At 70.8% G+C, this 25,927-nt stretch carries 25 protein-coding genes; 17 read left to right on the forward strand and 8 right to left on the reverse strand.

The window, feature by feature from the left end; all coding sequences use genetic code 11:
- Nucleotides 1-79 precede the first annotated feature (79 nt).
- On the reverse strand, nt 80-1,759 hold the full coding sequence (hutU, locus tag DFR69_RS30925; RefSeq protein ID WP_110041225.1) for a urocanate hydratase: 1,680 nt from the start codon (nt 1,757-1,759) through the stop codon (nt 80-82).
- A 141-nt stretch (nt 1,760-1,900) separates the two neighbouring features.
- Between hutU and hutC the strand changes: the two genes are divergently transcribed.
- The 14 genes from hutC to DFR69_RS30995 all read left to right on the forward strand — a co-directional run bounded on the left by hutC (nt 1,901) and on the right by DFR69_RS30995 (nt 17,203).
- Nucleotides 1,901-2,680: a histidine utilization repressor gene (gene hutC, locus DFR69_RS30930; RefSeq protein ID WP_186817497.1), complete on the forward strand. Its 780-nt coding sequence runs from the start codon at nt 1,901-1,903 to the stop codon at nt 2,678-2,680.
- Between the two features lie 350 nt (nt 2,681-3,030).
- Nucleotides 3,031-3,291, forward strand: coding sequence for a hypothetical protein (locus DFR69_RS30935; protein WP_146229472.1), 261 nt, complete (start codon nt 3,031-3,033; stop codon nt 3,289-3,291).
- Between the two features lie 9 nt (nt 3,292-3,300).
- Nucleotides 3,301-3,903, forward strand: coding sequence for a hypothetical protein (locus tag DFR69_RS30940; protein ID WP_110041227.1), 603 nt, complete (start codon nt 3,301-3,303; stop codon nt 3,901-3,903).
- A gap of 613 nt (nt 3,904-4,516) precedes the next feature.
- Complete coding sequence (locus DFR69_RS30945) at nt 4,517-5,593, forward strand: polyprenyl synthetase family protein (RefSeq protein WP_244198544.1); 1,077 nt, start codon at nt 4,517-4,519, stop codon at nt 5,591-5,593.
- Nucleotides 5,590-6,861: a hypothetical protein gene (locus DFR69_RS30950; RefSeq protein WP_110041229.1), complete on the forward strand. Its 1,272-nt coding sequence runs from the start codon at nt 5,590-5,592 to the stop codon at nt 6,859-6,861. The genes DFR69_RS30945 and DFR69_RS30950 overlap by 4 nt, the downstream gene beginning before the upstream one ends.
- Before the next feature lie 58 nt (nt 6,862-6,919).
- Nucleotides 6,920-7,912, forward strand: a complete 993-nt coding sequence (locus tag DFR69_RS30955; protein WP_110041230.1) for a fatty acid desaturase — start codon at nt 6,920-6,922, stop codon at nt 7,910-7,912.
- Entirely contained in the window at nt 7,903-8,706 is an 804-nt protein-coding gene (locus tag DFR69_RS30960) for a methyltransferase family protein (RefSeq protein ID WP_110041321.1), read from the forward strand. Before DFR69_RS30955 ends, DFR69_RS30960 begins: the two co-directional genes overlap by 10 nt.
- A 76-nt stretch (nt 8,707-8,782) precedes the next feature.
- Nucleotides 8,783-9,829, forward strand: coding sequence for a mevalonate kinase (gene mvk, locus DFR69_RS30965; protein ID WP_110041231.1), 1,047 nt, complete (start codon nt 8,783-8,785; stop codon nt 9,827-9,829).
- Nucleotides 9,826-10,860, forward strand: a complete 1,035-nt coding sequence (mvaD, locus tag DFR69_RS30970) for a diphosphomevalonate decarboxylase (RefSeq protein WP_110041232.1) — start codon at nt 9,826-9,828, stop codon at nt 10,858-10,860. The genes mvk and mvaD overlap by 4 nt, the downstream gene beginning before the upstream one ends.
- A gap of 107 nt (nt 10,861-10,967) precedes the next feature.
- Nucleotides 10,968-12,383, forward strand: a complete 1,416-nt coding sequence (locus DFR69_RS30975; protein WP_244198545.1) for a phosphomevalonate kinase — start codon at nt 10,968-10,970, stop codon at nt 12,381-12,383.
- Nucleotides 12,380-13,477: a type 2 isopentenyl-diphosphate Delta-isomerase gene (gene fni, locus DFR69_RS30980; RefSeq protein WP_110041233.1), complete on the forward strand. Its 1,098-nt coding sequence runs from the start codon at nt 12,380-12,382 to the stop codon at nt 13,475-13,477. The genes DFR69_RS30975 and fni overlap by 4 nt, the downstream gene beginning before the upstream one ends.
- Nucleotide 13,478: 1 nt before the next feature.
- A complete protein-coding gene (locus DFR69_RS30985) occupies nt 13,479-14,528 on the forward strand; it encodes a hydroxymethylglutaryl-CoA reductase (protein WP_110041234.1) in 1,050 nt (349 codons plus the stop codon).
- Complete coding sequence (locus tag DFR69_RS30990) at nt 14,525-15,697, forward strand: hydroxymethylglutaryl-CoA synthase (protein ID WP_110041235.1); 1,173 nt, start codon at nt 14,525-14,527, stop codon at nt 15,695-15,697. The genes DFR69_RS30985 and DFR69_RS30990 overlap by 4 nt, the downstream gene beginning before the upstream one ends.
- 9 nt (nt 15,698-15,706) lie before the next feature.
- Complete coding sequence (locus tag DFR69_RS30995) at nt 15,707-17,203, forward strand: flavin-containing monooxygenase (protein ID WP_110041236.1); 1,497 nt, start codon at nt 15,707-15,709, stop codon at nt 17,201-17,203.
- A 16-nt stretch (nt 17,204-17,219) separates the two neighbouring features.
- On the opposite strand, the gene DFR69_RS31000 is transcribed toward DFR69_RS30995, so the two are convergent.
- The 6 genes from DFR69_RS31000 to mftR all read right to left on the reverse strand — a co-directional run bounded on the left by DFR69_RS31000 (nt 17,220) and on the right by mftR (nt 22,590).
- Nucleotides 17,220-19,541 carry a SpoIIE family protein phosphatase gene (locus DFR69_RS31000; protein ID WP_110041237.1) on the reverse strand — a complete coding sequence of 774 codons (2,322 nt, stop codon included), beginning with the start codon at nt 19,539-19,541 and terminating at the stop codon, nt 17,220-17,222.
- 10 nt (nt 19,542-19,551) lie between these two features.
- Nucleotides 19,552-20,175 carry a PP2C family serine/threonine-protein phosphatase gene (locus DFR69_RS31005; RefSeq protein WP_110041238.1) on the reverse strand — a complete coding sequence of 208 codons (624 nt, stop codon included), beginning with the start codon at nt 20,173-20,175 and terminating at the stop codon, nt 19,552-19,554.
- Nucleotides 20,168-20,581 carry an ATP-binding protein gene (locus DFR69_RS31010; RefSeq protein WP_110041239.1) on the reverse strand — a complete coding sequence of 138 codons (414 nt, stop codon included), beginning with the start codon at nt 20,579-20,581 and terminating at the stop codon, nt 20,168-20,170. Before DFR69_RS31010 ends, DFR69_RS31005 begins: the two co-directional genes overlap by 8 nt.
- The gene (locus tag DFR69_RS31015) at nt 20,571-20,954 is read right to left on the reverse strand and encodes an STAS domain-containing protein (RefSeq protein ID WP_110041240.1); all 384 of its coding nucleotides are present in this window, start codon (nt 20,952-20,954) and stop codon (nt 20,571-20,573) included. Before DFR69_RS31015 ends, DFR69_RS31010 begins: the two co-directional genes overlap by 11 nt.
- 11 nt (nt 20,955-20,965) lie before the next feature.
- The gene (locus DFR69_RS31020) at nt 20,966-21,871 is read right to left on the reverse strand and encodes an STAS domain-containing protein (protein ID WP_110041241.1); all 906 of its coding nucleotides are present in this window, start codon (nt 21,869-21,871) and stop codon (nt 20,966-20,968) included.
- Nucleotides 21,872-21,990: 119 nt separating this feature from the next.
- The gene (gene mftR / locus DFR69_RS31025) at nt 21,991-22,590 is read right to left on the reverse strand and encodes a mycofactocin system transcriptional regulator (protein ID WP_110041242.1); all 600 of its coding nucleotides are present in this window, start codon (nt 22,588-22,590) and stop codon (nt 21,991-21,993) included.
- 63 nt (nt 22,591-22,653) lie between these two features.
- Between mftR and mftE the strand changes: the two genes are divergently transcribed.
- From mftE to DFR69_RS34920, 3 genes are all read left to right on the forward strand, one after another.
- Nucleotides 22,654-23,358: a mycofactocin biosynthesis peptidyl-dipeptidase MftE gene (gene mftE, locus DFR69_RS31030; RefSeq protein WP_110041243.1), complete on the forward strand. Its 705-nt coding sequence runs from the start codon at nt 22,654-22,656 to the stop codon at nt 23,356-23,358.
- Nucleotides 23,355-24,569, forward strand: a complete 1,215-nt coding sequence (mftD, locus tag DFR69_RS31035; protein WP_110041244.1) for a pre-mycofactocin synthase MftD — start codon at nt 23,355-23,357, stop codon at nt 24,567-24,569. The genes mftE and mftD overlap by 4 nt, the downstream gene beginning before the upstream one ends.
- Nucleotides 24,570-24,694: 125 nt before the next feature.
- Nucleotides 24,695-25,222 (forward strand): hypothetical protein, encoded by a 528-nt coding sequence (locus tag DFR69_RS34920; RefSeq protein ID WP_146229473.1) that lies wholly within the window; start codon nt 24,695-24,697, stop codon nt 25,220-25,222.
- Here DFR69_RS34920 and DFR69_RS31045 read toward each other — a convergent pair.
- On the reverse strand, nt 25,219-25,758 hold the full coding sequence (locus DFR69_RS31045; protein WP_244198546.1) for a MarR family winged helix-turn-helix transcriptional regulator: 540 nt from the start codon (nt 25,756-25,758) through the stop codon (nt 25,219-25,221). The two genes, DFR69_RS34920 and DFR69_RS31045, sit on opposite strands and share 4 nt — an antisense overlap.
- Between the last annotated feature and the right edge of the window lie 169 nt (nt 25,759-25,927).

A 25,927-nucleotide genomic window follows, 5' to 3' on the forward strand; every position in this document is an offset into this window, starting at 1 on the left:
GTCAGAGTAAAGGGTCTTGTCGAGGGGAGGAGCGTGCGCCGCCGCCCGCACCGATGACGGGGCGGGCAGCGGCGGGGGATCAGCTCTCCTGCATGGGGATTCGCACCCCGCGCTCGCGAGCCACGTCGGCCGCGTGCTCGTAGCCCGCGTCGACGTGCCGGATGACGCCCATGCCGGGGTCGTTGGTCAGGACCCGCTCGAGCTTCCGGGCGGCCAGGTCGGTGCCGTCGGCGATGCACACCTGGCCGGCGTGGATGGAGCGGCCCATGCCGACGCCGCCGCCGTGGTGGATCGAGACCCACGAAGCGCCGGAGGCGGTGTTGAGCAGGGCGTTGAGCAGCGGCCAGTCGGCGACGGCGTCGGAACCGTCGGCCATGGCCTCGGTCTCGCGGTAGGGGGAGGCCACCGAACCGGAGTCGAGGTGGTCGCGGCCGATGGCCAGCGGCGCCGACAGCTCACCCGAGGCGACCATCTCGTTGAACTTCAGTCCGGCCCGGTGCCGTTCGCCGTAGCCGAGCCAGCAGATCCGCGCGGGCAGCCCCTCGAACTGCACCTTCTCGCCGGCCATCGTGAGCCACCGCTTCAGGTGCTCGTTCTCCGGGAACAGCTCCATGATCGCCCGGTCGGTGGCGGCGATGTCCTTCGGATCACCCGAGAGCGCGGCCCAGCGGAACGGGCCGAGGCCCTCCTCGAACAGCGGGCGGATGTAGGCGGGCACGAAGCCGGGGAACGCGAAGGCCCGGTCGTAGCCGCCCTTGCGGGCTTCGTCGCGGATCGAGTTGCCGTAGTCGAACACCTCGGCGCCCTTGTCCATGAATCCGACCATGGCCTCGACGTGCTTGGCCATCGAGGCCTGCGCCTCGGTGGTGAACCAGGCCGGGTCCCTCTCGGCGAGGGTGTGCCAGTCCTCGAGCGCGACCCCGATCGGCAGGTAGGACAGCGGATCGTGGGCCGAGGTCTGGTCGGTGACGATGTCGATGGGCGCGTCCATGGCCAGCAGGCGCGGGAACACCTCGGCGGCGTTGCCGACCAGACCGATCGACAGCGGCCTGCGCTCGTCACGGGCGGCGATCGCGAGTTCCAGTGCCTGCTCCAGCGATTCGGCCCTGGTGTCGAGGTAGCGGTGCGCGATGCGGCGCTCGATGCGCGCGGAATCGCAGTCGACACACAGCGCGACACCCTCGTTCATGGTCACCGCCAGCGGCTGCGCGCCACCCATGCCGCCCACCCCCGCGGTGAGCGTGATGGTGCCGGCCAGCGTGCCGCCGAACCGCTTGCGCGCCACCGCGCCGAAGGTCTCGTAGGTGCCCTGCAGGATGCCCTGGCTGCCGATGTAGATCCACGAGCCCGCGGTCATCTGGCCGTACATCATCAGCCCGGCCTGCTCGAGCTTGCGGAAGTCGGCCCAGTTCGCCCAGTCGCCGACCAGATTCGAGTTCGCGAGCAGCACGCGCGGGGCCCACTCGTTGGTGCGGAACACGCCGACCGGCTTGCCCGACTGCACCAGCAGGGTCTCGTCGTCGGCGAGGGTCTGGAGGGTGCGCACGATGGCGTCGAACGCCGCCCAGCTGCGAACCGCGCGGCCGGTGCCGCCGTAGACGACGAGATCGTCGGGGCGCTCGGCCACCTCGGGATCGAGGTTGTTCATCAGCATCCGCAGCGCGCCCTCCTGCTGCCAGCCCCGCGTGTGCAGCTGGGATCCGCGCGGGGCGGACACGGGCCGTGGTCCGGATGCGGGCTGGATGGGGGCGTCGGTCATCGGTTCACTCCTCGAGAAGACGGCTGTGTCCTGGGTCACTGAAATCCAGACTAGTGGTATAGTCCTGTATATACAAGTGCGTTGTCAAGCGCGCTGCCTCGCTCGGGGGCAACGTATTCTCTGGGGAAACTGAGGGAACGGATACCGGTGGTGGCGATCGAAGTGGTCGATGCGGACCTGGCCGCGCTGTACGGCGAACTGGGGACCGAATTCGCGGCGTACGAACGCGTCAAGCAGCTGATCATGGCGCAGATCAAGGGCGGGCGCTGGGTCGAGGGCGAGCAGATCCCGTCGGAGAATCAGCTGGTCAACGCGCTGGGCCTGTCCCGGATGACGATCAACCGCGCCCTGCGTGACCTCACCGCCGACGGCGCGCTCAACCGGGTGATGGGGGTGGGGACCTTCGTCGCGCCGACCAAGGCCGCCTCGCCGCTGTTCGAGGTCAGGAACATCGCCGACGAGATCTCCCGGCGCGGTCATCGCCACCGCACCGAGGTGGTCTTCGTCCGCGCGGAGGAGGCCGACGCCCGGCATCCGGTGCTCGGAAACGCGATGAGCGGCAGGGTGTTCCACTCGCTGCTGGTGCACATCGAGGACGACGTGCCGATTCAGGTGGAGGACCGCTACGTCGATCCGGCGCAGGCGCCCGAGTATCTGGCCCAGGACTTCACCGCCGTCACGCCCAACACCTACCTCAGCGAGGTGGCGCCGCTGATCCGCGGCGAGCACGTCGTGGAGGCGGTGCGCGCCACGCGGGAGGAGTGCGCGCTGCTGCGCATCGAGGCGGACGAACCGTGCCTGCTGATCCGGCGCCGGACGTGGTCCTCGGGTGGTCTGGTCAGTGCCGCCCGGTTGATTCATCCCGGATCGCGTAATCGACTCGAAGGAAGTTTCGGTTCCACGTCCGCGCTCGGGGAATAGCGGGCCGAATGTGTTCCGGCCGGTGCACCCACTGGCTGGTGACAATTGCGCCGCGCCGCGCCGGGTCTGCTCAGAATTGTTATCGAACCTGAATTCGACGAATTGTCAGCAAACTTGTGGTTAATCAAGAATGCCGCCCTGACCTCGGTATTCCTTTTTCTGTGCGCACCGCGCCGATCTCGGGTTATCACCTTTTCGTGACGAATCACGGGAGTGGTGTGGCGTGCGATGTAGTTTGAATAGCCCATGGTTCGCTGGGTTCCCTTCAGGTAACGGAGAGGGCGGAAATGGCTACAGTCACGCGGCAGTCGGGGCCGCACATGCTGACTTCCCGGCAGGGCTTTTCCGTCATGACATCGACAATGGCGCCGACCACGCTCGTCACCGTCGGCCTGCTCCTGCTGATCCCGGTCCTCGTCACCGCGGGTCCTGTCCTGGCGTCGGCGCTGATCGCCCGCCACGCCGGCGTCGGCGTCTCCGGGGCCGTGGTGCTGGCGGCCGTGACCCTCGTACTGATCGGCGCCGTGCTGGCCGCGATCGTGTCCTTCCGGTTGGCCTGGCGGCGGGGCGCCGCCGCCGCGCCGCCGTCACCCGGGTCCGGCATTCGCTAGGGGGCCACCGTGCAGACGCAACGTCCGGCCGTCGGTCCTGCCGTTCCCGCGATCGAACCGTTCCTCGCCCCCGGGGCCGATGACTGCCGCCGCCTGCGCGTCGTCGCCCGGATCGACGATTCCGCCCGCTGGCGCGCGACCGCCGATCGGTTGCTCACCGCGGGCGCGCGCCGCTGGGCAGGCCGCTCCGACATCGCCGACCACCCCGCGCTGTGCCGCTGGTCGCGCATCGAGCGGGCCGAGGAGATTCCCGAAAGGCCCTGCCTGCGAAACGTCTTCGCGAGGGTGGTGGCGGGCGACGACCTCGCGACGGGTGATCCGTTCCAGGATTTCGCCGCCGCGGTGATGCTCCTGTCCAGCTGCCCTGCCGAGGCCATCCCGCAGGAGAAGCCGGCCGAGGCGGGTACGGTGCGCTTCTCGGTCTACGCCTGCCGCGAGGACGATCTGCCGTTGGCGGAAGCGTTGATCTCGACGTCGGTGCGGGTGTGCGGGGTCGTCGTGGCCCATCACCGCACCGTGGTCCGGCGTGGTCCCGCGCCGCGTCCCGCGACCCCCGTTCTCGATCGGCCGCTGCCCGAGCTGCTCGTCTTCGGCGGGAGCGCGGCGCGCTGATCCGGGCTCCCGAAACGGCTCTCGATCTGGTCAGACGCCGGTGCCCGTGTGACATCGCGGGGTGAAATGTCAACCGGGAGTAGGGTACTCGTGCGCCGGCGGTCCCGATTTGGGAACTCGGCCGAATTCCCGGGGCCGGATTCGTGGGGATCTCACCAAGCGAGACGCTCGATTCGCGAGCGCGCGGTCGTGGACGTAGAGTCGCGTCGTACTCGCCAGTAGGCGATGTCGTTCGAGTGGTCCACATCGTGGTGGTACCCGCCGCCCCTTCTCGACCCCTCGCAACGCCCGCGTGGTCCACGACGGGCCACTGCCCACCGAAGCGCTCGAGACGCAGCTGTTTTCGCGCTTCCTCTACTTCCGCGCCCAGTGCTGCCCGCGTCTGGTGAAGTTGAATCTCGCCTCGAGTCGGTTTGTGGCACAACGTGATTCACAAAACAGATCTGAAACCTGTTGTCGCGCTTGACAATTCCGTGACAGCTCTACAAAACTACCCGTCGGTAGCCAGCGATCGGGATGCTCGGGCCCGGTAGTTGTGAGACGTCACCACGACAGACCGCCGCCTGACCCCCGTGACCCTCTGCGCACCGTCGGGGTGAACCGCACTGCCACCGTGACCACACCAAAGGAGACCAGCGCCATGGACGATCTCGCGCTACCTTCCACCCACCGCCGGGACTCGGCGGAGCACCAGGGCGACCAGGTGGCGGTCATGCCAAGACCGTCCGCCGGACCGGTCGAGCTGATCCCACTGGTCACCGAGCGCCTGCGCGAAATCCTGCTCACCGGTGGCGAATTCGACGACATCTATCGGCACGTGCTGGCCGCACCCGGCAAGCGGGTCAGGGCCAGGCTGGTGCTGGCCTGCGCCGGACTGCTGCCCGAGGCGGCCGCCGCGCCGCGGTCGGCGGCGATCGATCTGGCCTGCGCGATGGAGATGCTGCACGAGTCCTCGCTGCTGCACGACGACATCTGCGACGGCTCGCTGCTGCGCCGCGGCGCCCCCTCGGTCCCCGCCGCGTTCGGCGTGCGGGTCGCCGCCAGGGCCGGATTCCACCTGGCCGGCGCCGCGATGCAGGTGGTGGCGCAGGTGCTGGCCGAGCACCCGGCGGTGTTCGCGGGTCTCGGTGACGCGCCCGGCATCACCTACGCAGACCGGCTCTCGGACCTGTCGTTCGGCCAGCTCATCGAAACCTTGCCGCCGGCCGTCGAGGCGTCCGCGCTGCGCCGCCACTACGAACTGGTGGCCGGCGCCAAGACGGGCACGCTGTTCCGGCTGTCCTGCTCCTACGGCGGCACGGCGGGCGGCGCCGACCACGACGGGCTGCACGCGCTGATGGAATACGCCGATCAGCTCGCGCTCGCCTTCCAGATCATGGACGACGTCCGCGACATCGAGGGCGGCCCCGAACTGGGCAAGGACGCGGGCGGTGACCTCGAACGCCGGGTGCCGACCTGGCCGGTCATCGAATGGCTGGCCGACAGGCCCGGTGCCGTCCAGATGTGGCTGTCGGACGAAACCTCCAGCGCCACACTGCAAACCGATCTCGTCGAGTCCGGCGCCACCGCCGCCGCCCGCGCGGTCGCGCTCGGCGCCACCGACAAGGCCGCTGCCGCGCTGGAGATCTTCCCGCCCTCGCCGGCCCGCGACGACCTCCGCGAACTCCTGCGGCAGGTGATCAACCGATGAGACAGACCAGAATCGGCGCGCTGGCCCACGGCCTGCGCACCCTGCGCCGGGCACCGGACCTGGCGGCGCTGCGGGCGGCGTCGACGCCCGAGGAACTGGCGCGGCTGGCCCTGATCCCGGCCGGACGCAACCTGGGCATCTCGGTGAGCTTCCTGCCCGCGCACCTGCGGGCGGAGGCGACCGCGGCGCTGCTGGCCTGCCGGGTGCTCGACGCGTTCGAGGACCTCAGCGACCGCGCGGTCGCGGGCACCGCGGTGCTCGCCGCGGCGCGCTACCTCGACGGGACCGGCGACATCGCGCCACCCGCCCTGCCCGCGGTGACCAGCGAGGCCCGCGACAGCGAGGCCGTCGACCGGCTGCTCGCCGCGCGCATCGACGACATCCGCGCCCTGGTGACCGCGCTGGCCCCGGCGGGCAGACAGCGCGTCGCCGCCGTGCTCACCGACGTCGCCGCGGTGATGGCGCGCAACATCGAGAGCCCGCTCTCGCGCGTCGCCTACAGCGAGGGGGTGCTCGGCCGTGTCACCCACTACGCCTGCGCCCTGGTCGCCGACGGCGTGCTGTCCGACGCCGACCTGCGCGAGCTGACCGGCTGTGTCGCCGTGATCGCCCAGTCCGCCAACGACCTGCGCGACGGCGAACTCGAGATCTACGGCGTGGCCGACCGCGAGGAGCTGAAGCGTCGGGTGATGCTGCAACTGCTCGGTCCCGCGCTCGGCGGTTTCGCCCTGCTCGGCAGGCTCGGCCCCGGCACCCCGAGCCTGGGCGCGCGGGCGGCGATGGCGTACATGACCATCACCACCACCGCGTTCCTGTGCGCGGTCGTCGACGCGCCCGCGCCCTATCGGCGCAAGGTCGGCGCGGCCCTGCTCGCGGCGTCCTCGGCGAAGTACTGGACGAGGATGCTCGACCGGGTGCGCCGCAGCGCCGACCTGGCGATCCACCGGATGCTCGACGCCTCACCGGATTTCGCCGACGGCGCCAACCGGACCACCGAGGTGCTCGGCGCCGGCGACCCGGCCACGATGCCGACCTCGCTGGTTCCGCTGATCGTCGACACCACGTTCACGCTCGTGCGGACTCTGCCCGAGGGCCCGCTCACCGGCGAACTGCCCGACGCCGAGGTGCGCACCATGATGATCGCCGATCACCTGGCCTTCGGCGCGATGGAACGCGTGCCCCCGCACGAACCCGCGGCGCTGCGGGCCCTCGCCACGAGACTTCAACTCGCTGCCCTCGACACCAGCACCCCAGGGAGCCGCCCATGAGCACTCGCCCCAGATCCGCGCTCATCGTCCCCGATACCACTAGCGAAGGAGCTCTCGCATGAGCACCGGAACGCCCGTCGCGCCCGAACAGGCCCCGTTCAGCAAACGCGTGCTCAAGCTCGAGCACGCCTCCAACGTCGGTCCGCTGCTGCACATCGCCCTGTGGATCGGCATGCTGGCGCTGGGCCTGTTCGTGCCCGCCGCCACGAACTGGTACCTGGCGGTGCCGCTGATCATCGTGCTGTCGCTGCTGAACCTCTCGCTCACCATCGGCGTGATGCACATGCACACCCACCGGCCGCTGTTCGTGTCGAAGTTCCCGAACCGGGTCGTCGACTTCCTGTGCTGCCTGCCCGGCAACCTCACCGCCGCCGAGATGCGCGAGGTGCACGTCCTCAACCACCACCGGTTCAACGACGGCCCCGGTGACGTCACCTCGACCACCGGCATGGAGAAGGGCCTCGGCGCCATCTGGTACTGGGTCCGTTACGGCGCCATCGTCAAGATCCACACGATCCGCACGCTCGCCGCCGCCGACCCGGCGCCGCGCCGCAAGCGGACCCGCCACCAGTTCCTGCTCGACATGGCGCTGTACGCGCTCGTCATCGGAACCGTCTGGTACCTGGTCGATTTCGATCGCTTCGTGCTGTTCTACTGGGTGCCGTTCCTGATCACCCAGGTCAACGCCGGCTACTTCGCGTGGCTGAGTCACGCGCCGGCCAAGGGCTTCGAGGACGACCCGAGCACCTCGCTGAACAACGCGGGCAACGTGCTGAACTTCCTGATCTTCAACCAGGGCTACCACAGCGTGCACCACCGGTACCCGGGTATCCACTGGAGCCAGATCCCGGACAAGCTCGACTACATGCGCGATGTCAATCCCGGCGTCATCGTCCCGTACTGGATGGTCGCGCAGTCCGGCTGGCGCCTGTTCTGGCCGGGCGGGTTCCTCAACGAGCGCTACGGCAACAAGTGGAAGGCCAAGCTGGAGAAGCGCATCGAGGAGGGCACCGTGCGCTCGCGGTACCTGCCGTGGTTCGCATGGATCTGATCACGCCCACCCAGGCGCGCGCGGTCGTGACCAGCCGCACCCGGCTGGTCCCGTTCCTGTTCGCGTTCGCCGTCTACGGCATCGCCGGCATCACCGTGCCGCTGATGCTGCTGTTCGCCGGCGGGTGGTTCCTGCCCAAGACGATCGACAAGGGGCCACACCTGTCGACCGTGCCGGCGCTGATCATCGACGTGCTGCTGCTGGCGCTGTTCGGCCTGCAGCACTCGGGGATGGCCAGGCCCGCCTTCAAGGCCTTCGTCACCCGCTGGGTGCCGGAGGCGTTGGAGCGGACCGTCTACATCGTGATGGTGTGCCTGGTCATGTGGGTGATCATGCTGGCCTGGCAGCCCATCCCGGCCGAACTCTGGTCGGCCGAGGGCACGGTGGGGCTGGCGCTCGACGCCGGGTTCTGGCTGGGTTTCGTGCTCGTCTACGCGGCCACGTTGTTGCTCAACCACTTCCACCTGCTCGGCATCAGCCAGGCCTATCGCGAATACGTGATCCAGGTGCCCGACGCCACCGTCGACCGGTTGCAGGTCAACGGCGTCTACCGCCTCGTGCGGCATCCGCTGATGACCGGTCTGCTCGTGTCGTTCTGGTTCGCCAGCACGTTCACCGTCGGGCATCTGGTGTGGGCACTGGGGTTGACCGGCTACATCCTGCTGGGCACCTACCTGGAGGAACGTGACCTGATCGCGCGCTTCGGCGCGTCCTACCGCGCCTACGCCGCGCAGGTTCCCGCGTTCTTCCCGTCCGTGCTCCGCAGTTTCGGCCGATCGACTCGGCAACCGTGAGGGCCTGCCGCCCAGTGTGTTCCGGCGTCCGCCGGCACGCTGGGTGGCATCGCCCGAGTTCGGGAGAGGAATCGACGTGAACGGTCAGCCCGTTCGAGAGCGCGTCAGCGATGACGCCGCGGCGCCGGAACCGGCGGTCGGCGTCGGCCGTTCGCACGCGAAGGCCATTCTGCTCGGCGAACACACCGTGGTCCATGGCACGGCGGCCATCGCCTTCCCGCTGCCCGCGCTGCCGGTGCGCGCCATCGCCCGGCCCGGCCGGTCCGGGCCGCGCGAGGTCTGCGCCGACGGCCACTTCCGTTTCCTCGCGGGGGAAGCGGGCGAGGGCGGACCGCCGTCCGGGCCGCGCGTCGCGGTCGAGGAAGCGCTGCGCCGGTGGGGGATGACCGGTGTGCTGGTCGAGGTGGACGTCGAGTGCGACATCCCGTTGGCCAGGGGCCTCGGCTCCAGCGCCGCCTGCGCGGGCGCGGCGGTCCGCGCGGTCGCCGACCTGTACGGGCGCGCGCTCGACGCCGCCACCCTCTACGACTGCGTGCAGTGCGGCGAACAGGTCGCGCACGGCAGGGCCAGCGGGATCGACGCCAGTGCCGTGCTGGCGCACGGACCGATCCTGTTCCAGCGAGGCACCGCCCGGCCGATCGGCATCGCGGTCGACGCCGAGCTGGTCATCGCCGACACGGGCGTCCCCGGGTCCACCCACGAGGCGGTCGCCGGGGTCCGGCGCACACTCGACGCCGATCCACGGTCAGCGCGCCGCGTCCTGCGCCGGGCCACCGAACTGATCGGCTCCGCCGCCACTGATCTCAGCGAGGGCCGCGTCGCGGAACTCGGCACCGCGATGTTCGACTTCCAGGACCTGCTCGCCGGACTCGGCGTCAGCACACCGCGGATCGACGCCCTGGTCACCGCCGCGCGGGACGCGGGCGCGTTCGGCGCCAAGCTCACCGGCGCCGGGCTCGGCGGGTGCGTGCTCGCGCTCACCGCGACCGGGACCGCTCCCTCCGTGAGCGCGGCGCTGCGTGCGGCGGGCGCCGTGCGGACCTGGACCGTCACCGCCCGCAGCCTGCGGTCGCCCGCGCCGTCCTCCACCGCCTCGACACCGGATCGCGAGACACACCCATGACTTCCCCCGCCGCACTCCCCGTCGCGTCCGCGCGGGAGGGGGCCGCCACGGCGGTCGCCCACCCGAACATCGCCCTGGTGAAGTACTGGGGCAAGCGGGACGAGACGCTGTTCCTGCCCGTCACGGGAAGCCTGTCGCTGACCCTCGACGTCTTCCCGACCACCACCTCGGTCCAGCTGATCGACGGGCCCGCCGACACCGTGGAACTCAACGACGCCCCGGCCACCGGCGCCGCGCTGACCCGCGTCGAGAAATTCCTCGACCTCGTCCGCGCCAGGGCGGGCCGCACCGAACGCGCGGCGGTGGTGACCGCCAACGCGGGGCCGACCGGCGCGGGCCTGGCGTCCTCGGCCAGTGGGTTCGCCGCCCTGGCCACGGCCGCGGCCGCCGCCTACGGCCTCGACCTCGACGGCCGCGCGCTCTCGCGGCTGGCCCGGCGCGGCTCCGGCTCGGCCGCGCGCTCGATCTTCGGCGGATTCGTGGTGTGGCACGCCGGCGAAGGGGACGGTGAGGCAGGCGATCTGGCCTCGTTCGCCGAACCGATCGGCGGGGAGGGCCTCGACCCCGCGCTCGTTCTCGGCATCGTGGCGGCCGGCGCGAAAGCGGTGTCCAGCCGCGACGCCATGCGCCGCACCACCGAGACCTCGCCGCTCTACCGGCCCTGGGCCGAATCCTCCCGGATCGACCTCGCCGAGATGCGCGAAGCCGTTGCCCGCCAGGATCTTCCGGCCATCGGTGAGATCGCCGAACGCAATGCCCTCGGCATGCACGCCACCATGTTGGCCGCGCGCCCCGGCGTCCGCTACCTCTCGCCGCACTCGCTGGCAGTCCTCGACGAGGTCCTTGCCCTGCGCGCCGACGGCATCGCCGCCTACGCCACCATCGACGCCGGCCCGAACGTGAAGGTGCTGTGCGCCAGGGCCGACGCGCCCGTCGTCGCCGCCCGGATCGAGGCACTCGGCGAGTTCGTCACCACCCGCACCGCCCACATCGGTCCCGGGGTGCGGTGCACGACAGGTGGCGACCGATGAGCGGGCACGAAGCCCGACCGGTCCCGGTCCTCGCGCACGACCGGCCATCGCCGGCAGGCCGTGACGACCGGCGACCGGTGGGCGGGTCCGCGGAGGGAGCCGGCCCGGTGGGCGCTCCCGATCGGCCGGCATCCGCGGGTCACGGTGGGCGGCAGGAGGATCCGGCGTTCGGCGGGTCTCGCCAGTCGGTCACCTGTCGCGCGCCGGGCAAGCTGTTCATCGCGGGCGAGTACGCCGTCGTCGAGCCGGGGAATCTCGCGGTGCTCACCGCCGTCGACCGCTACGCGACCGCCACGGTGACCGCCGCCGACATCGACGCCACCTCACACCGCGCGGAGGAGGCCGCACCTGCCACCGGCCGGGTGGCTCGGACGCCGGGGATCATTCAGCGTTCCGATATCGATAGCACCGCGTCGCGGCACCGCGCGGAGGAGCTCGCCCCGGCCACCGGCCGCGTCACTTCGACGCCGGGGACCACGCTGCGTTCCGATATCGACGGCACCGTGTCGTGGCACCGCACAGACGAGCCCGCACCGACGACCGGCCACGTCATTCCGTTGCCGGAGATCACGCTGCGTTCCGACCTGGACGGCGGCGTGTCGCTGGCCTGTCGTCGCGAGGGCGATCGGCTCGTGCCCGCGACGCCCGACGGCGCGGTGCCGGCCGCGTTCGCGTACGTCTTCGCCGCGGTCTCGATCCTCGACCGGTTGCGCACCGAGCGTGGAATCACCGCTCGCCGTTATGTCTTGGCGGTCTCCACCGATCTCAGCGACGTCGACGGCCGCAAGTACGGCCTGGGCTCCAGTGCGGCCGTGACCGTAGCGACCGTGGCCGCGCTCGCCCGGTTCCACGAGCTCGAGCTCAGCGCGATGGATCGGTACCGGCTGGCGATGCTCGCGACGATTACTGTCGCTCCGCGGGCCTCCGGGGGTGACGTGGCCGCGGCCACCTGGGGCGGTTGGCTCGCCTACGGGTCGCCGGACCGGGGCCTTGTCGCCGAGACCGTGGCTCGGGGCGGGGTCGGCGCCGCCCTGCGCGCACCGTGGCCGGGCCTGTCGGTCCGCCCGCTGCCCACACCGCCCGGCCTCGCCCTCCGGGTCGGCTGGACCGGGAGCCCCGCCTCCACCCCGGCCCTGGTCGGCGCCGCCACCCGGGCGCGCGGTGACCGGACCGTGTTCAACGCGCGCAGCAACGACTGCGTCCAGCGCCTGACCACGGCCGTCGACGCCGGCGACGTCCCGGCGATCCGCGCAGAAATCGACTGTGCCCGTGAACTTCTGCTCGGCCTCGACGAGACCGCCCAACTCGGCATCATGACCCCGCGGCTGCACGCCCTGTGCGCGGCCGCCGCGGCGGTGGGCGCGGCGGCCAAACCCTCCGGCGCGGGCGGCGGCGACTGCGGGATCGCCGTCATCGAGAACACCAGCACCGCCGCCCTCGCCGAACTCACCGACCGCTGGGTCGCGGCGGGCATCCGTCCGCTGCCGCTGCGGATCCACCCACGCGCAGAGGAGGACTCATGATCGCCGACCGCAAGGACGACCACGTCCGGCACGCGGTGGACCAGCGCCGCGCGGACTCCGGCGGCAACGACTTCGACTGCGTCACCTTCGTGCACCACGCCCTGGCCGGGATCGACAGCGGCGAGGTCTCGCTCGCCGTCGACGTCGCCGGAAAGCAGTGGGACACACCGCTCTACGTCAACGCGATGACCGGCGGCAGCGCCAAGACCGGCGAGATCAACCGGAAACTGGCCGTGGCCGCCCGCGAGACCGGCATCCCCATCGCCGCCGGGTCGATGAGCGCGTTCTTCCGCGATCCCGCCGTGGCCGACACCTATCGGGTGCTGCGCCGGGAGAATCCGCACGGCTTCGTGATGGCCAATGTCAACGCGACCGCGTCGCTGGAGCAGGTGCTACGCGCGATCGAGCTGCTCGAGGCCGACGCGCTGCAGATCCATCTCAACGCGGTGCAGGAAGTGGTGATGCCCGAGGGCGATCGCTCCTTCGGCTCGTGGCCGCGCCAGATCGAGCACCTCGTCGCGCACGTCCCGATCCCGGTGATCGTCAAGGAAGTCGGGTTCGGCCTGAGCAGGCAGACCGTCGCGTGGCTGCGCGACGCCGGGGTCTCGGTGGCCGACGTCGGCGGCCGCGGCGGCACCAACTTCGCCCGCATCGAGAACTCGCGCCGCCCCGCGGGCGATTTCGCGTTCCTCGAGAGCTGGGGCCAGTCCACCCCCACCTGCCTGCTGGACTGCGCGGGCCTGGACGGCATCGACATCGCGGCCTCCGGCGGAATCCGCTCGCCGCTCGACATCGCCAGGGCGCTGGCGCTCGGCGCGAGCGCCACCGGAGTCGCCGGTGCCTTCCTCGACACCGTCGTGCGCGCCGACACCGACGCGCTGGTCGCCCAGATCCGCACCTGGCTCGACCAGCTGCGGCAGATCCTGACCGTGCTCGGCGCCCGCACCCCCGCGGACCTGGCCGGGTGCGACCTGCTGATCACCGGGGAGGTGGCGAGTTTCTGCGCACTGCGCGGCATCGACGCGGCCGCCCTTGCCCACCGGAGTCCCTGGTGGCGCGAATCGAGAGACCGAGGAGGAGTCATCGGTGAATGACATGTCGTACGCGGCGGTCCCACTGCAGTGGGTGGGCCCGATACGCATCACGGGCACGATCGTCGACGACGCCGTCGACGTCCCACTCGCCACCTACGAGACACCGCTGTGGCCCTCGGTCGGCCGCGGCGCCCGGATCTCGACGCTGTCCGAGCGCGGCATCGTCGCGACCCTCATCGACGAGCGGATGACCCGCTCGATCCTGCTCGAAGCCGACGACGCCTACACCGCGCTCACCGCCGTGCGGCAGCTGAAGGACCGCTTCGCCGAATTGCAGGAGGTGGTCGCGGGCAGCAGCCGCTTCGCCCGCCTGATCGACCTGCACCACCAGATCAACGGCAACCTGCTGTTCCTGCGCTTCGAGTTCAGCACCGGCGACGCCTCGGGCCACAACATGGCCACGCTCGCCAGCGATCACCTGATGGACCACATCCTGAGCACCGTGTCCGGTGTGCGCTACGGCTCCATCTCGGGCAACTTCTGCACCGACAAGAAGGCCACCGCGGTCAACGGCATCCTGGGGCGCGGCAAGAACGTCGTCACCGAACTGCTGGTGCCGCGCGCGGTGGTCGAGCAGCGCCTGCACACCACCGCCCGCCAGGTGGTGGAACTCAACATCCGCAAGAACCTGATCGGCACCCTGCTCGCCGGCGGAATCCGCTCCGCCAACGCGCATTACGCCAACATGCTGCTCGCGTTCTACCTGGCCACCGGTCAGGACGCGGCCAATATCGTCGAGGGCTCCCAGGGCGTCACCCACGCCGAGGACCGCGACGGTGACCTGTACTTCTCGTGCACGCTGCCCAACCTGATCGTCGGGACCGTCGGCAACGGCAAACACGCCAGCTTCGTGGACGAGAACCTCGAGCGCCTCGGCTGCCGTGCCGAGCGGGAGCCCGGCGCCAACGCGCGCTGCCTCGCCGTCATCGCCGCGGCCACCGTGCTGTGCGGCGAGCTGTCGCTGATGGCCGCCCAGACCAACCGCGGCGAATTGATGCGCGCCCACACCCAGTTCGAGCGGTCAACCACGAGCAACGGAACACAACGATGAACACACTCGCCGTAGGCATTCACGACCTGTCGTTCGCCACCACCCACTACGCCCTCGACCACGCCGTCCTCGCCGAGCGACTCGGCGTGGACCGCGACAAGTTCTACCTCGGCATCGGCCAGGAGAAGATGAGCGTCGCCGCCGCCGACGAGGACATCGTCACCATCGCGGCCGCGGCCGCGGCGCCCATCCTCGAACGGCACGGCACCGACAACATCCGCACCGTGTTGCTGGCCACCGAGACCGGCGTCGACCAGTCCAAAGCCGCCGCGCTGTACCTGCATTCGCTGATCGGGCTGCCCAACGCCGCGCGCGTGGTGGAGCTCAAGCAGGCCTGCTACGGCGGCACCGCCGGACTGCAGTTCGCCGCCGGACTGATCGCCCGCGACCCGGCGCAGCGGGTGCTGGTCATCGCCGCCGACATCGCCAAGTACGAGCTCGACACCCCCGGCGAGCCCACCCAGGGCGCCGCCGCGGTCGCGATGCTGGTCACCGCGGATCCCGCCATCCTGGCGCTGGACCCGCACTCGGGGCTCTACAGCGCCGACATCATGGACTTCTGGCGGCCCAACTACCGCTCCGAGGCCATCGTCGACGGCAAGACCTCGGTGAACGCCTACCAGAAGGCCGCCCAGGAGGCCTGGAGCGACTACCGGCGCCAGGGCGGGCGCGACCTCGCGGAGTTCGCCGCGTTCTGCTATCACCAGCCCTTCACCAAGATGGCCTACAAGGCGCACCGGCATCTGCTCGAAAGCCAGGGCCACACCGCCGATTCCGCCGCGATCGAGGCCGCGATCGGGGCCACCACCCACTACAACCGCACCGTCGGCAACAGCTACACCGCCTCCCTCTACCTCGGCCTGGCCGCGCTGCTCGACCACGCGGACGACCTCACCGATCGCGCACTGGCCCTGATCAGCTACGGGTCCGGCAGCGTGGCCGAATTCTTCAGCGGCACAGTCGTCCCCGGCTACCGCGACCACCTGCGCACCGAGGCCAACCGGGCCGCCATCGCCTCGCGCGAACTCATCGGCTACGAGCACTACCGCGCGCTGCACGAAGCCGGCTCGCCCAGTGACGGCGCCTACCACGCCATGCCCGAGCAAACGCGTCGCCCGTTCCGGCTCGCCGCGGTATCCGGCCACAAACGCATCTACGAAGCCCGCTGAGGTCACGCCATGAGCAGTAGCAACACATCCGGTGCGCCGGCCCGGCGGCACGTCCGCGTGCTGATCGTCGGCAGCGGCCTGTCCGGCCTCGGCACCGCGATCCGGCTCAGTCAGCGCGGTCTGACCGACTACGTCGTGGTCGAACGCGGACCCGACGTGGGCGGGACCTGGCGCGACAACACCTATCCCGGGGCGGGCTGCGACGTGCCCTCGCACCTGTACTCGTACTCGTTCGCGCTGAACCCGAACTGGTCGCGTTCGTTCTCCCCGCAGGCCGAGATCGAACAGTATCTGCGCGGTCTGGCCGATCGGTACGGCGTGCGCGACAAGCACCTGTTCGACTGCGCCATGACCGGGGCGCGCTGGATCGAGGCCGCGGCGCACTGGGAGGTCGACACCTCCCGTGGCGCGTTCACCGCCGACTTCGTGGTCTCCGCCGCCGGCGTGCTCGCCGAGCCGAAACTGCCCGACATCAAGGGGCTTTCGAGCTTCGAGGGCCAGATCTTCCATTCGGCGCGCTGGGATCACGAGGCGAGTCTGGCGGGCAAGAAGGTCGCCGTCATCGGCACCGGGTCCTCCTCGGTGCAGATCGTTCCCTCGATCGCCCCCGAGGTCGCGCGCCTTGACCTGTACCAGCGCACGGCGACCTGGGTGATGCCGCAGCTGAACCGGCCGTACCTGGCGGTGGAGCGCTTCGCGTTCCGGCGGCTACCCGGGTTGCAGCGGCTGCTGCGCGGGCTGATCTACCTGATGCGCGAGTTCTTCGTCATCACCCAGGTGAAGGCGCCGTGGACGGGCAAGGCGCTGGAGCTGGTCGGCCGGGCCAAGATGTGGCTCGAGATCCGCGATCCGGCCAAGCGCCGGAAGGTGGTGCCCGGACACCCGATCGGCTGCAAGCGAATGCTGGTGTCCAACAAGTTCTACCGCGCGATCGATCGGGACAACGTCGACCTGGTCACCGACGGCATCGCCGAGGTGCGCGCCGGTTCGATCGTCACCGAGGACGGCACCGAACGCGAGGTCGACGCCATCGTCCTGGCCACCGGCTTCCACGTGGCCGACTCGCCGACCTACAACCTCTACACCGGCCGCGACGGCCGCACCATGGCCGAGGCCGCCGACGAGGAGGGCTACCAGCTCTACAAGGGCGTCACGGTGGCCGGGTTCCCCAACATGTTCCTCATGCTGGGCGCCAACTCCGGGCTGAACTACACCTCGCTGATCTACGTCATCGAGTCGCAGATCGCCTACCTCCTCGACGCGATCACCACCATGGCGGACCGCGACCTGCGCACCTTCGAGGTGAAACTGGACGTGCAGCGCGCCTACAACCGCGCGCTCGAGCCGAAGATGGCCCGCACCGTGTGGGTCACCGGCGGTTGCGACAGCTGGTTCATCGACAAGCACGGCCGCAACTCGGCCCTGTGGCCGGACTTCAGCTTCCGGTACCGCCGTCAGCTGCGCACCTTCGACCTGGAGGCCTACGAGACGACGACCGGGTCCTGACGGCCCGCCCCGGCCGTCAGGCGCGGGCGTGCAGCGCCGACGGACGGGTGGAGCCGCGCAGGGGATTGGCGGTCGGGAAGGTGATCGACGGCAACGTCACCCACATGCGCACGCGGGTGCCGTTCTCGTCGTGGCCGAACTCCAGATCCTCGGTGAGCACCCGCATCATCTCCACACCGCGGCCACGGAAGCCCGGATCGGTGGGCGTCGGGATCCAGCGGCCGGTGTCGGCGACCTCGATCACCACGCGGTCGCCCTCGCACGTCGCGGTGAGGGTGACCCGCCCCGGCTCGGCGTCCCGATAGGCGTGCTCGACGCTGTTGCTGCACGCCTCGTTGGCGGCGGCGACCAGGTCGGCGGCCAGGTCGTGGGGGACCGCCGCGGTCGCGAACCAGCGGTACAGGTCCCGGCGCAGGCCGGTCAGTTCCGCCGCGGCGGCGGGGATGTCGAGGTGCAGCGGTTCGGGCGGCTGGCGGTAGACCACCATCGCGACGTCGTCGTCGTACCCGGCGGGCGGGCACAGGCGGGAGAGCACCGCGTCGGCGACGTCGCGGGGGAGCGCGCCGCCGGTCTCGCTGAGCACGCCCGCGATCTTCACGAAGCCCTCGTCGATGTCGTAGCCGCGCTGTTCGACGAGGCCGTCGGTGAACAACACCAGGGTGGCCCCCGGCGGCAGCGCCGTGGTGGCCTCCGGCCTGCGCGGGGTCTCGAACGTGGCCAGCGGCACCGCGCGCCCGCCCTCGAGGATTCGTCCCGGTCCGCCGGGCGGCGCCAGGATCGGCGGCATGTGGCCCGCGTTGGAGTAGCGCACCATGCCGCGTTCGGGATCCAGCACGGCCGCGCACACGGTGGTGCACATGGCGCCCGGAATCCGCGCGGCCACGGCATCGAGCTCGCTGAGCAGCTGCGCCGGTCCGGCCCCGCGCAGGAGCAGAGCCCGTGCGGCCGTGCGCAATTGGCCCATCACCACCGCCGCCGACAGGCCGCGGCCCACACAGTCGCCCACCACCACGCCGATCGTGCCGTCGCGCAGCGGCACCACGTCGTACCAGTCGCCACCGATCTCGAGCGGCGGCAGCGCCGGCTCGTAGTGCACCGAGAACCGCGGCGGCAGCTCGATCGGGCCGAGCATCGCGCGCTGCAGCGTCAGCGAGGTGGCGCGGGCCTGGTCGAAGTTGCGGGCACGCTGCAGCGCGACACTGAGATGGCCGACCAGCAGCGAATACAGCGCCCAGTCGGCCGCGCTGATCACGCGCGGCGCCCCGAAGCGCACCCACAGCGCGGCGTCGCCGGTCTCGCCCAGCGGTGCCACCACCGCGTCGACCCCGCTGTCCTCGCCGGTGATGGCCGACAGCCCGCGCGCGGGCTGCCTGCGCGCCCGGTCGAGCAGGCCGCGCGTCTCGTCGTCGAGGGTGATCCGGCCGGACGGGTCCGGCACCGGCGCGGCGGTGAATCGTGGTGCGCCCTCGATGTTCTCGGCGTCCTCCGCCGGCGGCTCGCCGCACGAGTACACATCGGGCTGCCCGGTCCGGCTCGGCCACACCGCCACCAGCGCGGTGCGCGCCCCCATGGTGCGGCGCAGCTCGTCGAGCCCGACGGCGAGCACCTCCACCATGCTCGTCGCCGCGCCCACCGCGGTGGCCAGTCGGGAGGCGGCCTGATCGCGGGCTTGCGCGTCGTGCTCGGCGGTCACGTCGCGCACCGTGCCGACGAAGATCTGCTCGTTGTTCTCCTGCTTCACCAGTGAACTCGCGCTCACCGCCAGCCAGCGCTCGCGCCCGTCGCGGTGCCGGATCGGCATCACGAAACGTGAAGCGTCCGTACCGATCTGGGGATATCCGGCGCGCTCGGAGAGGGTCCACGGATGCGGCAGGGGATAGGGCACCTGATCGGCGTCGTAGCCGGTGAGCACCCCGAACGCGGAGTTCACCTCGACGATGGTGCCCTGCGAGTCGGCGACGAAGAAGCCGTCCTGCAGCGATTCCACCAGCGCGGTGCGGAACGCGTCGCGTCCGGCCAGATCCTCGGCGCGCGAGCGCTGCTGCTCGTAGCGGCGGGTTCCGTCGAGGTAGCCGCGGGTGGCGATGTCGAGCGCCGCCATGGTCTGCAACAGGAACTCCAGCGCCACCTCGGCGCCGCGCGGGTCGGCGGGCCGGCCCGCGAACTCGGCGACGGTGCGGTAGTGGTGCTCGGTGAGGTCGAGCAGGCTGATGTCCTCCACGAGCGCTCGCCTGCCGAGGTCGTAGCCCTCGGTGAGGCCCGCCTGGCCGGGCGCGGCGACGTGACGGCGTAACGCCGCCGAATAGTCGTCGAGGAATGCGGCCAGGACAGCGCTCATCGGCGGCCTCTCATGGGCAGGCTCCGCGGTAGCGGGCCGCGAGCACCAGGGCGTCATCGGTGTCCTTGGCGTCACGCGCGAGCAGGTCGCTCGCGATCGCGGCGGCGGGGCGTGCCAGATCGATGGATTCGGGGCCGACCGCGACGATGCCGTCGGTGGCCATCAGCAGCAGATCGCCCGGCCGGATCGGCAGGGTCTGCGGTTGCAGGTGGGAGGGCAGCCGGTAGCCGACGATGCCGCCGGTGAGCAGCATCGTCGCGCGCAGTTCCGGACCGGCCGGGCCGCGGGTGAGCAGGCGTGACTCGACATTGCCCACGCCGAGCCACTGCAGCGTCTCGCCGGGACCGATCAGCGCCAACGACACCGCGGCGCCGCGGGTTTCGACCATCGCGCGATGGCAGAGCACCATCAGGACATCCAGCGGTTCGCCACGGTTGTCCGAGAGGATGACCATCGCGCGGTCGGCGGCGTCGGCGGCCGCCGCACCGTGCCCGAGGCCGTCGAGCACGCCGAACAGCGCCCCGCCGTCGCCGGTGTCGAGGACGACCGCGCGGTCTCCGGAGACGTCCTGCCCGGGCAGTGCCCGACCGGCCGTCGACCATTCCGTGCGGCCGATGATCCCGTCTTCATGCACCGTCGGGTACCCACTTCCACATCTCGATCAACGTCCCGCGTCCCGGGGCGGAATCGATGGTGAGCCGATCCATCAGCCTGCGCGCGCCGGGCAGGCCGAGACCGAGTCCGCGGCCGGTGGAGTACCCGTCCTCCAGGGCGCGCGGGATGTCCCGGATGCCGGGACCCTGGTCCTCGGCCTGGACGACGAGAGCCCGACGGCCCTCCCTGAGGTCGACAAGCAGCCGGATCTCCCCGCTGCCCGCGTAACTGGTGATGTTGCGGGCGATTTCGGAGATGGCGGTGGAGATCATGGTGCGGTCGGTGAGGGTGAAGCCGAGTTGAGCCCCCAGCTCGTGCCCGGCCTGACGTGCGGTCACGATGTCCTCGGACACCTTGACCGCGATCGCAACCTGCTCAGCGGCCACTGTCACGACCGTCTCTTCGGCTGCGCGGGTGCCGGTTGAGCCAGGCGAGGCCCTCTTCCAGATCCAGCGCGGTGTGCATGTCCTCGAAGGTCAGCCCGAGCTGCACCATGGCGAAGGCGACCTCGGGCTGCAAGCCGACGATGACCGTCTCCGCGCCGCGCAGCTGGGTCATGTGCGCGATGGTGCGCAGCGAGCGCGCGGCGAAGGAGTCCATGACGTCGATGGCGGTGACATCGACGATGATGCCGGTCGCGCGATAGCGACTGACCTGCTTCATCAGGTCGTCCTGCAAGCGCTCGGTGTCGGCGTCGGTCAGGGCCGACTGCACCGAGGCGATGAGGAACGTGCCTTGTTTGAGAATAGGTACCGGCATGGTGGGCCTGATCAGCGCCCGTCTCGCTCGACCAGGCGCTCGGTGACCCGAGAGACCTCGTAACCCAGCAGGCGTTCGGCCTCCTCGATGCCGCCCTGCAGGTCACCGACGGCGTTCATCTTGGACAGATCCAGGCCGATCGTCACCAGGGTCAGCGCGATCTCCGAGGACAGGCCGGTGATGATGACGTTGGCGCCCATCAGGCCGGAGGCGTCGACGGTCTGCACGAGGTGGTTGGCCACCACGGAGTCGATCGCGGGCACACCGGTGATGTCGATGACGACGACCTTGGCGCGGTTGGCGCGGATGGCGCGCAGCAACTGCTCGGTGAGCTGGCGGGCGCGCTGGGAGTCGAGCACACCGATGATCGGCAGGATGAGCAGCTGCTCGCGCACCTGCAGCACCGGGGTGGACAGCTCGCGGATGGCCTCCTGCTGGCGGCTGATCACGCGCTCGCGTTCCTGCACGAACGAGACGCCCACGGTGTTGGCGATGCGGTTGGCGGCGGGCTCGTAGGCGTCGAGCACCTGGTTGAGCATCTCGAAGTTCGACTGGTACTTCGAGAACAGCGATCGGGCCAGCACGTCGCGCAGCAGCAGCACGATGCCGAGGACCTCGTCGGTCTCGACGCCCCGGGGAATGATGCGCTCGGACAGATCGCGGGCGTAGGCCTGCAGGGCCTCGACGCTACCGGTCTCGAGCACCTCGACGTAGTTGTCGAAGATCGAGGTCGCCTCGGAGAAGATCTCCTCCGGGGTCATCGCGGTGAGCAGCTGGGCCTCGGTGATGCGGCGGGCCCATTCCTCGCGCAGCGCGGTGCGGTTCTGCCTGAGGTGCTCGACCAGCTGAGGCAGGAGATTGTCGACAGGGCGCGCTGGCACCGAATCCGTCGAAAGACTCGTGGACACCTCGGACATGGAAACTCCTGCCCCTTTCGACGGACATCGGTTCGGACGCGCGGCGCGCATCGACTCGAGCCTACTCATACCCCACCCCCGATGCCGCGCAAACGTGCGGGTTACCCAGCGCACTCCCGCTACGACGGGGCGAACCCGCGCTCGAGTGCCCGCAGCGCGCGGTCCAGGTACTCGGTCAGGTCGGTGTCGCCGCGGGTCAGCCAGGCGTCGAAGGCCGCCCGCGCCGCGGCCAGGGTGGTGCGCCCGACGGCCAGCGGGATCAGGTCGTCGGCGCCGGTCCCGAGCCTGCGGGCGGCGAATTCGCCGACCGCGCGTTCCCAGGCGTCGTAGTGTGCGCCCGCGCCCGCCGAGAGCGCGGGAACCCCGGAGACCAGGCGCATCCTGGTGCGCAGTTCAGGGATGTCCTCGGCGCGATAGCGGTTGGCCGCCACCACGATCCGGCGCACTGCGGCCATCATCGGCTCGTCGTCGGGCACGGCGGCGAACGCCGCGCGCAGGTCGGCGACCTCGTTGTCGAACTGGTGCCACAGCACCTCGGTCTTGCTCGGGAAGTACCGGAAGAAGGTCCGTTCGCTGACCCCGGCGGCCGCCGCGATCCGTTCCACGGTGACCTCGTCGAAGCCGTGCTCGGCGAACAGCTTCATGGCGATGACTTCGAGTTCGCGGCGCGTGGTGCGCGGCGGGCGACCGCGGTGCGCGCGCGGTGTCGGGGCGGACATGGATACAGAGTAGGGCGCGCGGGGCCCTTGATTATGTCAGTGACTGTCGTTAATGTTCGGACCATGTTCGTGGCTCACCTCACATGGCCCGAGGCGGGCGCATGTGCCTCCACGGGAGTGATCCTGCTCATCCCGCTCGGCGCCACCGAGCAGCACGGCCCGCACCTGCCGCTGTCGACCGACACCGACATCGCCGCGGCCGTGTGCGCCCGCGTCGCCGCCGAGCGCGCCGACGTGCTGGTCGCGCCCGCCGTGCCCTACGGCGCCAGCGGCGAGCACGCCGGGTTCGCGGGCACCCTGTCGATCGGGCAGGCCGCGCTGGAACTGCTCGTCGTCGAACTGTGCCGCTCGGCCACCGACACGTTCTCGCGGATCGTGCTGGTCAACGGCCACGGCGGCAATGTCGAGGCGCTACGGCGGGCGGTGGCGCTGCTGCGCACCGAATCACGCGATGTCCGGCTGTTCACACCCGGCTACGGCGGCGACCCGCACGCGGGCCGCACCGAGACCGCGATCCAGCTCGCGCTCACCCCCGAGCGGGTGCGTCCCGAGCTGGCCGAACCGGGCGACGGGCGCCCGCTGACCGAACTGCTGCCGCTGTTGCGCGCGGGCGGTGTGCGCGCGGTCAGCCCCAACGGAATTCTCGGCGACCCCACCGGGGCGAACGCCGACGAAGGCGCCGCGCTGCTGCGCGCGGCGACCACCGCGTTACGGACAGACCTGGGCCACTGGTGGCCGCAGGATCGTGAGGAAGGATCACATCGATGAACCCCTGGTTCGAGACCGTCGCCGAGGCGCAGCGCCGCGCCCGCAAGCGCCTGCCGAAGTCGGTGTACGGCGCGCTGATCGCGGGCTCGGAACGTGGCCAGACCATCGAGGACAATCAGACCGCGTTCACCGAACTCGGCTTCGCCCCGCACTGCGCTGGCCCGATCGGCGAGCGTGACCAGTCGACCACCGTGCTCGGCCAGCAGGTCTCGATGCCCGTGCTGATCTCGCCCACCGGCGTGCAGGCGGTGCACCCCGACGGCGAGGTCGCCGTCGCCAGGGCCGCGGCCGCGCGCGGGATCGCCATGGGACTGAGCTCCTTCGCGAGCAAGTCGATCGAAGAGGTGATCGCGGCCAATCCGTCCACGCTGTTCCAGCTGTACTGGTGTGGCAACCGCGACCAGATCCTCGAGCGGATGGCGCGGGCCAAGGCGGCCGGCGCGGTGGGCCTCATCCTCACGCTGGACTGGTCGTTCTCGCACGGGCGCGACTGGGGCAGCCCGGTCATCCCCGAATCGCTGAACCTGCGCACCATGATGAAGTTCGCGCCGCAGACCCTCGCCCGGCCGCGCTGGCTGGCCACCTACCTGCGCTCGGGCTCCATCCCCGACCTCACCGCCCCCAACATGGCCGTCGGCGGCGGCGCGGCGCCCGGTTTCTTCGGCGCCTACGGCGAGTGGATGCAGACCCCGGCCCCGGACTGGGACGACGTCGCCTGGATCTGCGCCCAGTGGGACGGTCCGGTGCTGCTCAAGGGCGTGATGCGGGTCGACGACGCGCTGCGCGCGGTCGACGCGGGCGTGGCAGGCATCTCGGTGTCCAACCACGGCGGCAACAACCTCGACGGCACCCCGGCCGCCATCCGGGCGCTGCCGGTGCTCGCCGACGCGGTCGGCGGCCAGATCGAGGTGGTGCTCGACGGCGGCATCCGGCGCGGCAGCGACGTCGTCAAGGCCGTGGCGCTGGGCGCCCGCGCGGTGCTCATCGGCCGCGCCTACCTGTGGGGTCTGGCCGCCAACGGCCAGGCGGGCGTGGAGAACGTGCTCGACATCCTGCGCGGCGGTATCGATTCCGCGCTGCTCGGCCTGCGCAAGACCTCGATCGCCGACCTGGACCGCGGCGACGTCATCGTGCCGGACGGTTTCGAGCGCGCCCTCGGGGTTCCCGCTGGCTTCGAACGTCCGCTCACCACCGCGGATCTCGCCCGCTAGCCCTCCCGGTCGAACACCCGCGGACCGGAGTCCGCGGGTGTTTTCGCGTCCGCGCGTCCTGGCCTGCCGCTACCATCGGTGACCGATCGTGTCCGACCGAAAAACGCAGTGCCCGAGGGGGAAACGTGAGTGGGGGAGACAGCGGCGGGAACCGTCGCGCCCGGATGATGAAGTCGCGCAGTGTCACCAGCACGCTGCCCGCCGTGGTGGCGGTCGCGCTCGTCTCTGCCGGGTGCGGCGCTGGAGTCGAGTCGACCTCGCACCGCGCGACCACGACCACCAGGCCCGCGGTGACCACGACCAAGACGACCACCACGGTCAAGCCGACGACCACCACCAGCGGGACCGCGCAGCCGACGGCCGTGGGCGTGTGCGTCGACACCAGCACCGACACCCGGGTCGCCGACGAGAAGTGCGACACTTCCGACGACCGTTACAAGACCTTCTGGTACCGGCACACCGACACCTTCCTGTACCCGGCTGTCGGCGCCGCCATCGCGCTGGCCGCGGGCACGTTCGTCCGGCCGTCCGGCAGCGGAGTGTACGACCGCGGCGTCCCCACCGCGGGCGGCAAGGTGCTGCGCGGTGGCCTGGGGCAGCGTCCCGACAGCAGTGGCGGCGGCAGCGGTGGGGGCGGCAGCGCGGGGAGCTAGCCGCCCGCCATGTCTGCGGCGGGCTCCTCGGCCGTCTCGGCCGCGGACCTGCCCCGCCCGGTGGGCCCGAATCCCCCTGCCGCACTGCGGTGGTGGTTGATCAGCACGTCGTAGATCTCGGCGAGTGCGGCGAGCTGGCCGCGATCGAGCACGTCGATCATGTGCTTGCGCACACTGCGCACGTGCGCGGGCGCCGCCGTGGTGAGCAACTGCCCGCCCGCGGGCGTCAGCCGGGCCACCGTGCGGCGCTGGTCGTGCGGCATGGTCTCCCTGGTCACCAGTCCGCGCTTCTGCATGCGGGTGATCTGGTGGGAGAGCCTGCTCTGCGACCATTCGAGTGCGCCGGCCAGGTCAGCGAAGGTCAAACGCTGACCCGGCGCGTCGGCGAGGTACACGAGGACCGAGTACTCCACCCAGCTGAGGTCGGCGGCCCGGACCGCGTCGCGCCCGATCGCCGCGGCGATCAGGTCGCGGGTTCGGACATAGCCCAGCCAGGCACGCATTTCGACATCATCGAGCCACTGTGGATCGGTCACGATCGAGCTCCAGTCTGAAGGTGCAGGCTTCGGATTGGAACGGTGCACACCCCGCCACCGTCCGGAGAATGGGTAGCACCGTTTGTGTTGAACGTGCAACCTCGACCTTTGTTCAAATTCCGTTCTTCGCGTCACATAGGGTTGCCTAACCAGCGGGGTGGGTGGCGGT

The sequence above is a fragment of the Nocardia neocaledoniensis genome (genome assembly GCF_003182135.1).
Taxonomy (GTDB): domain Bacteria; phylum Actinomycetota; class Actinomycetes; order Mycobacteriales; family Mycobacteriaceae; genus Nocardia; species Nocardia neocaledoniensis.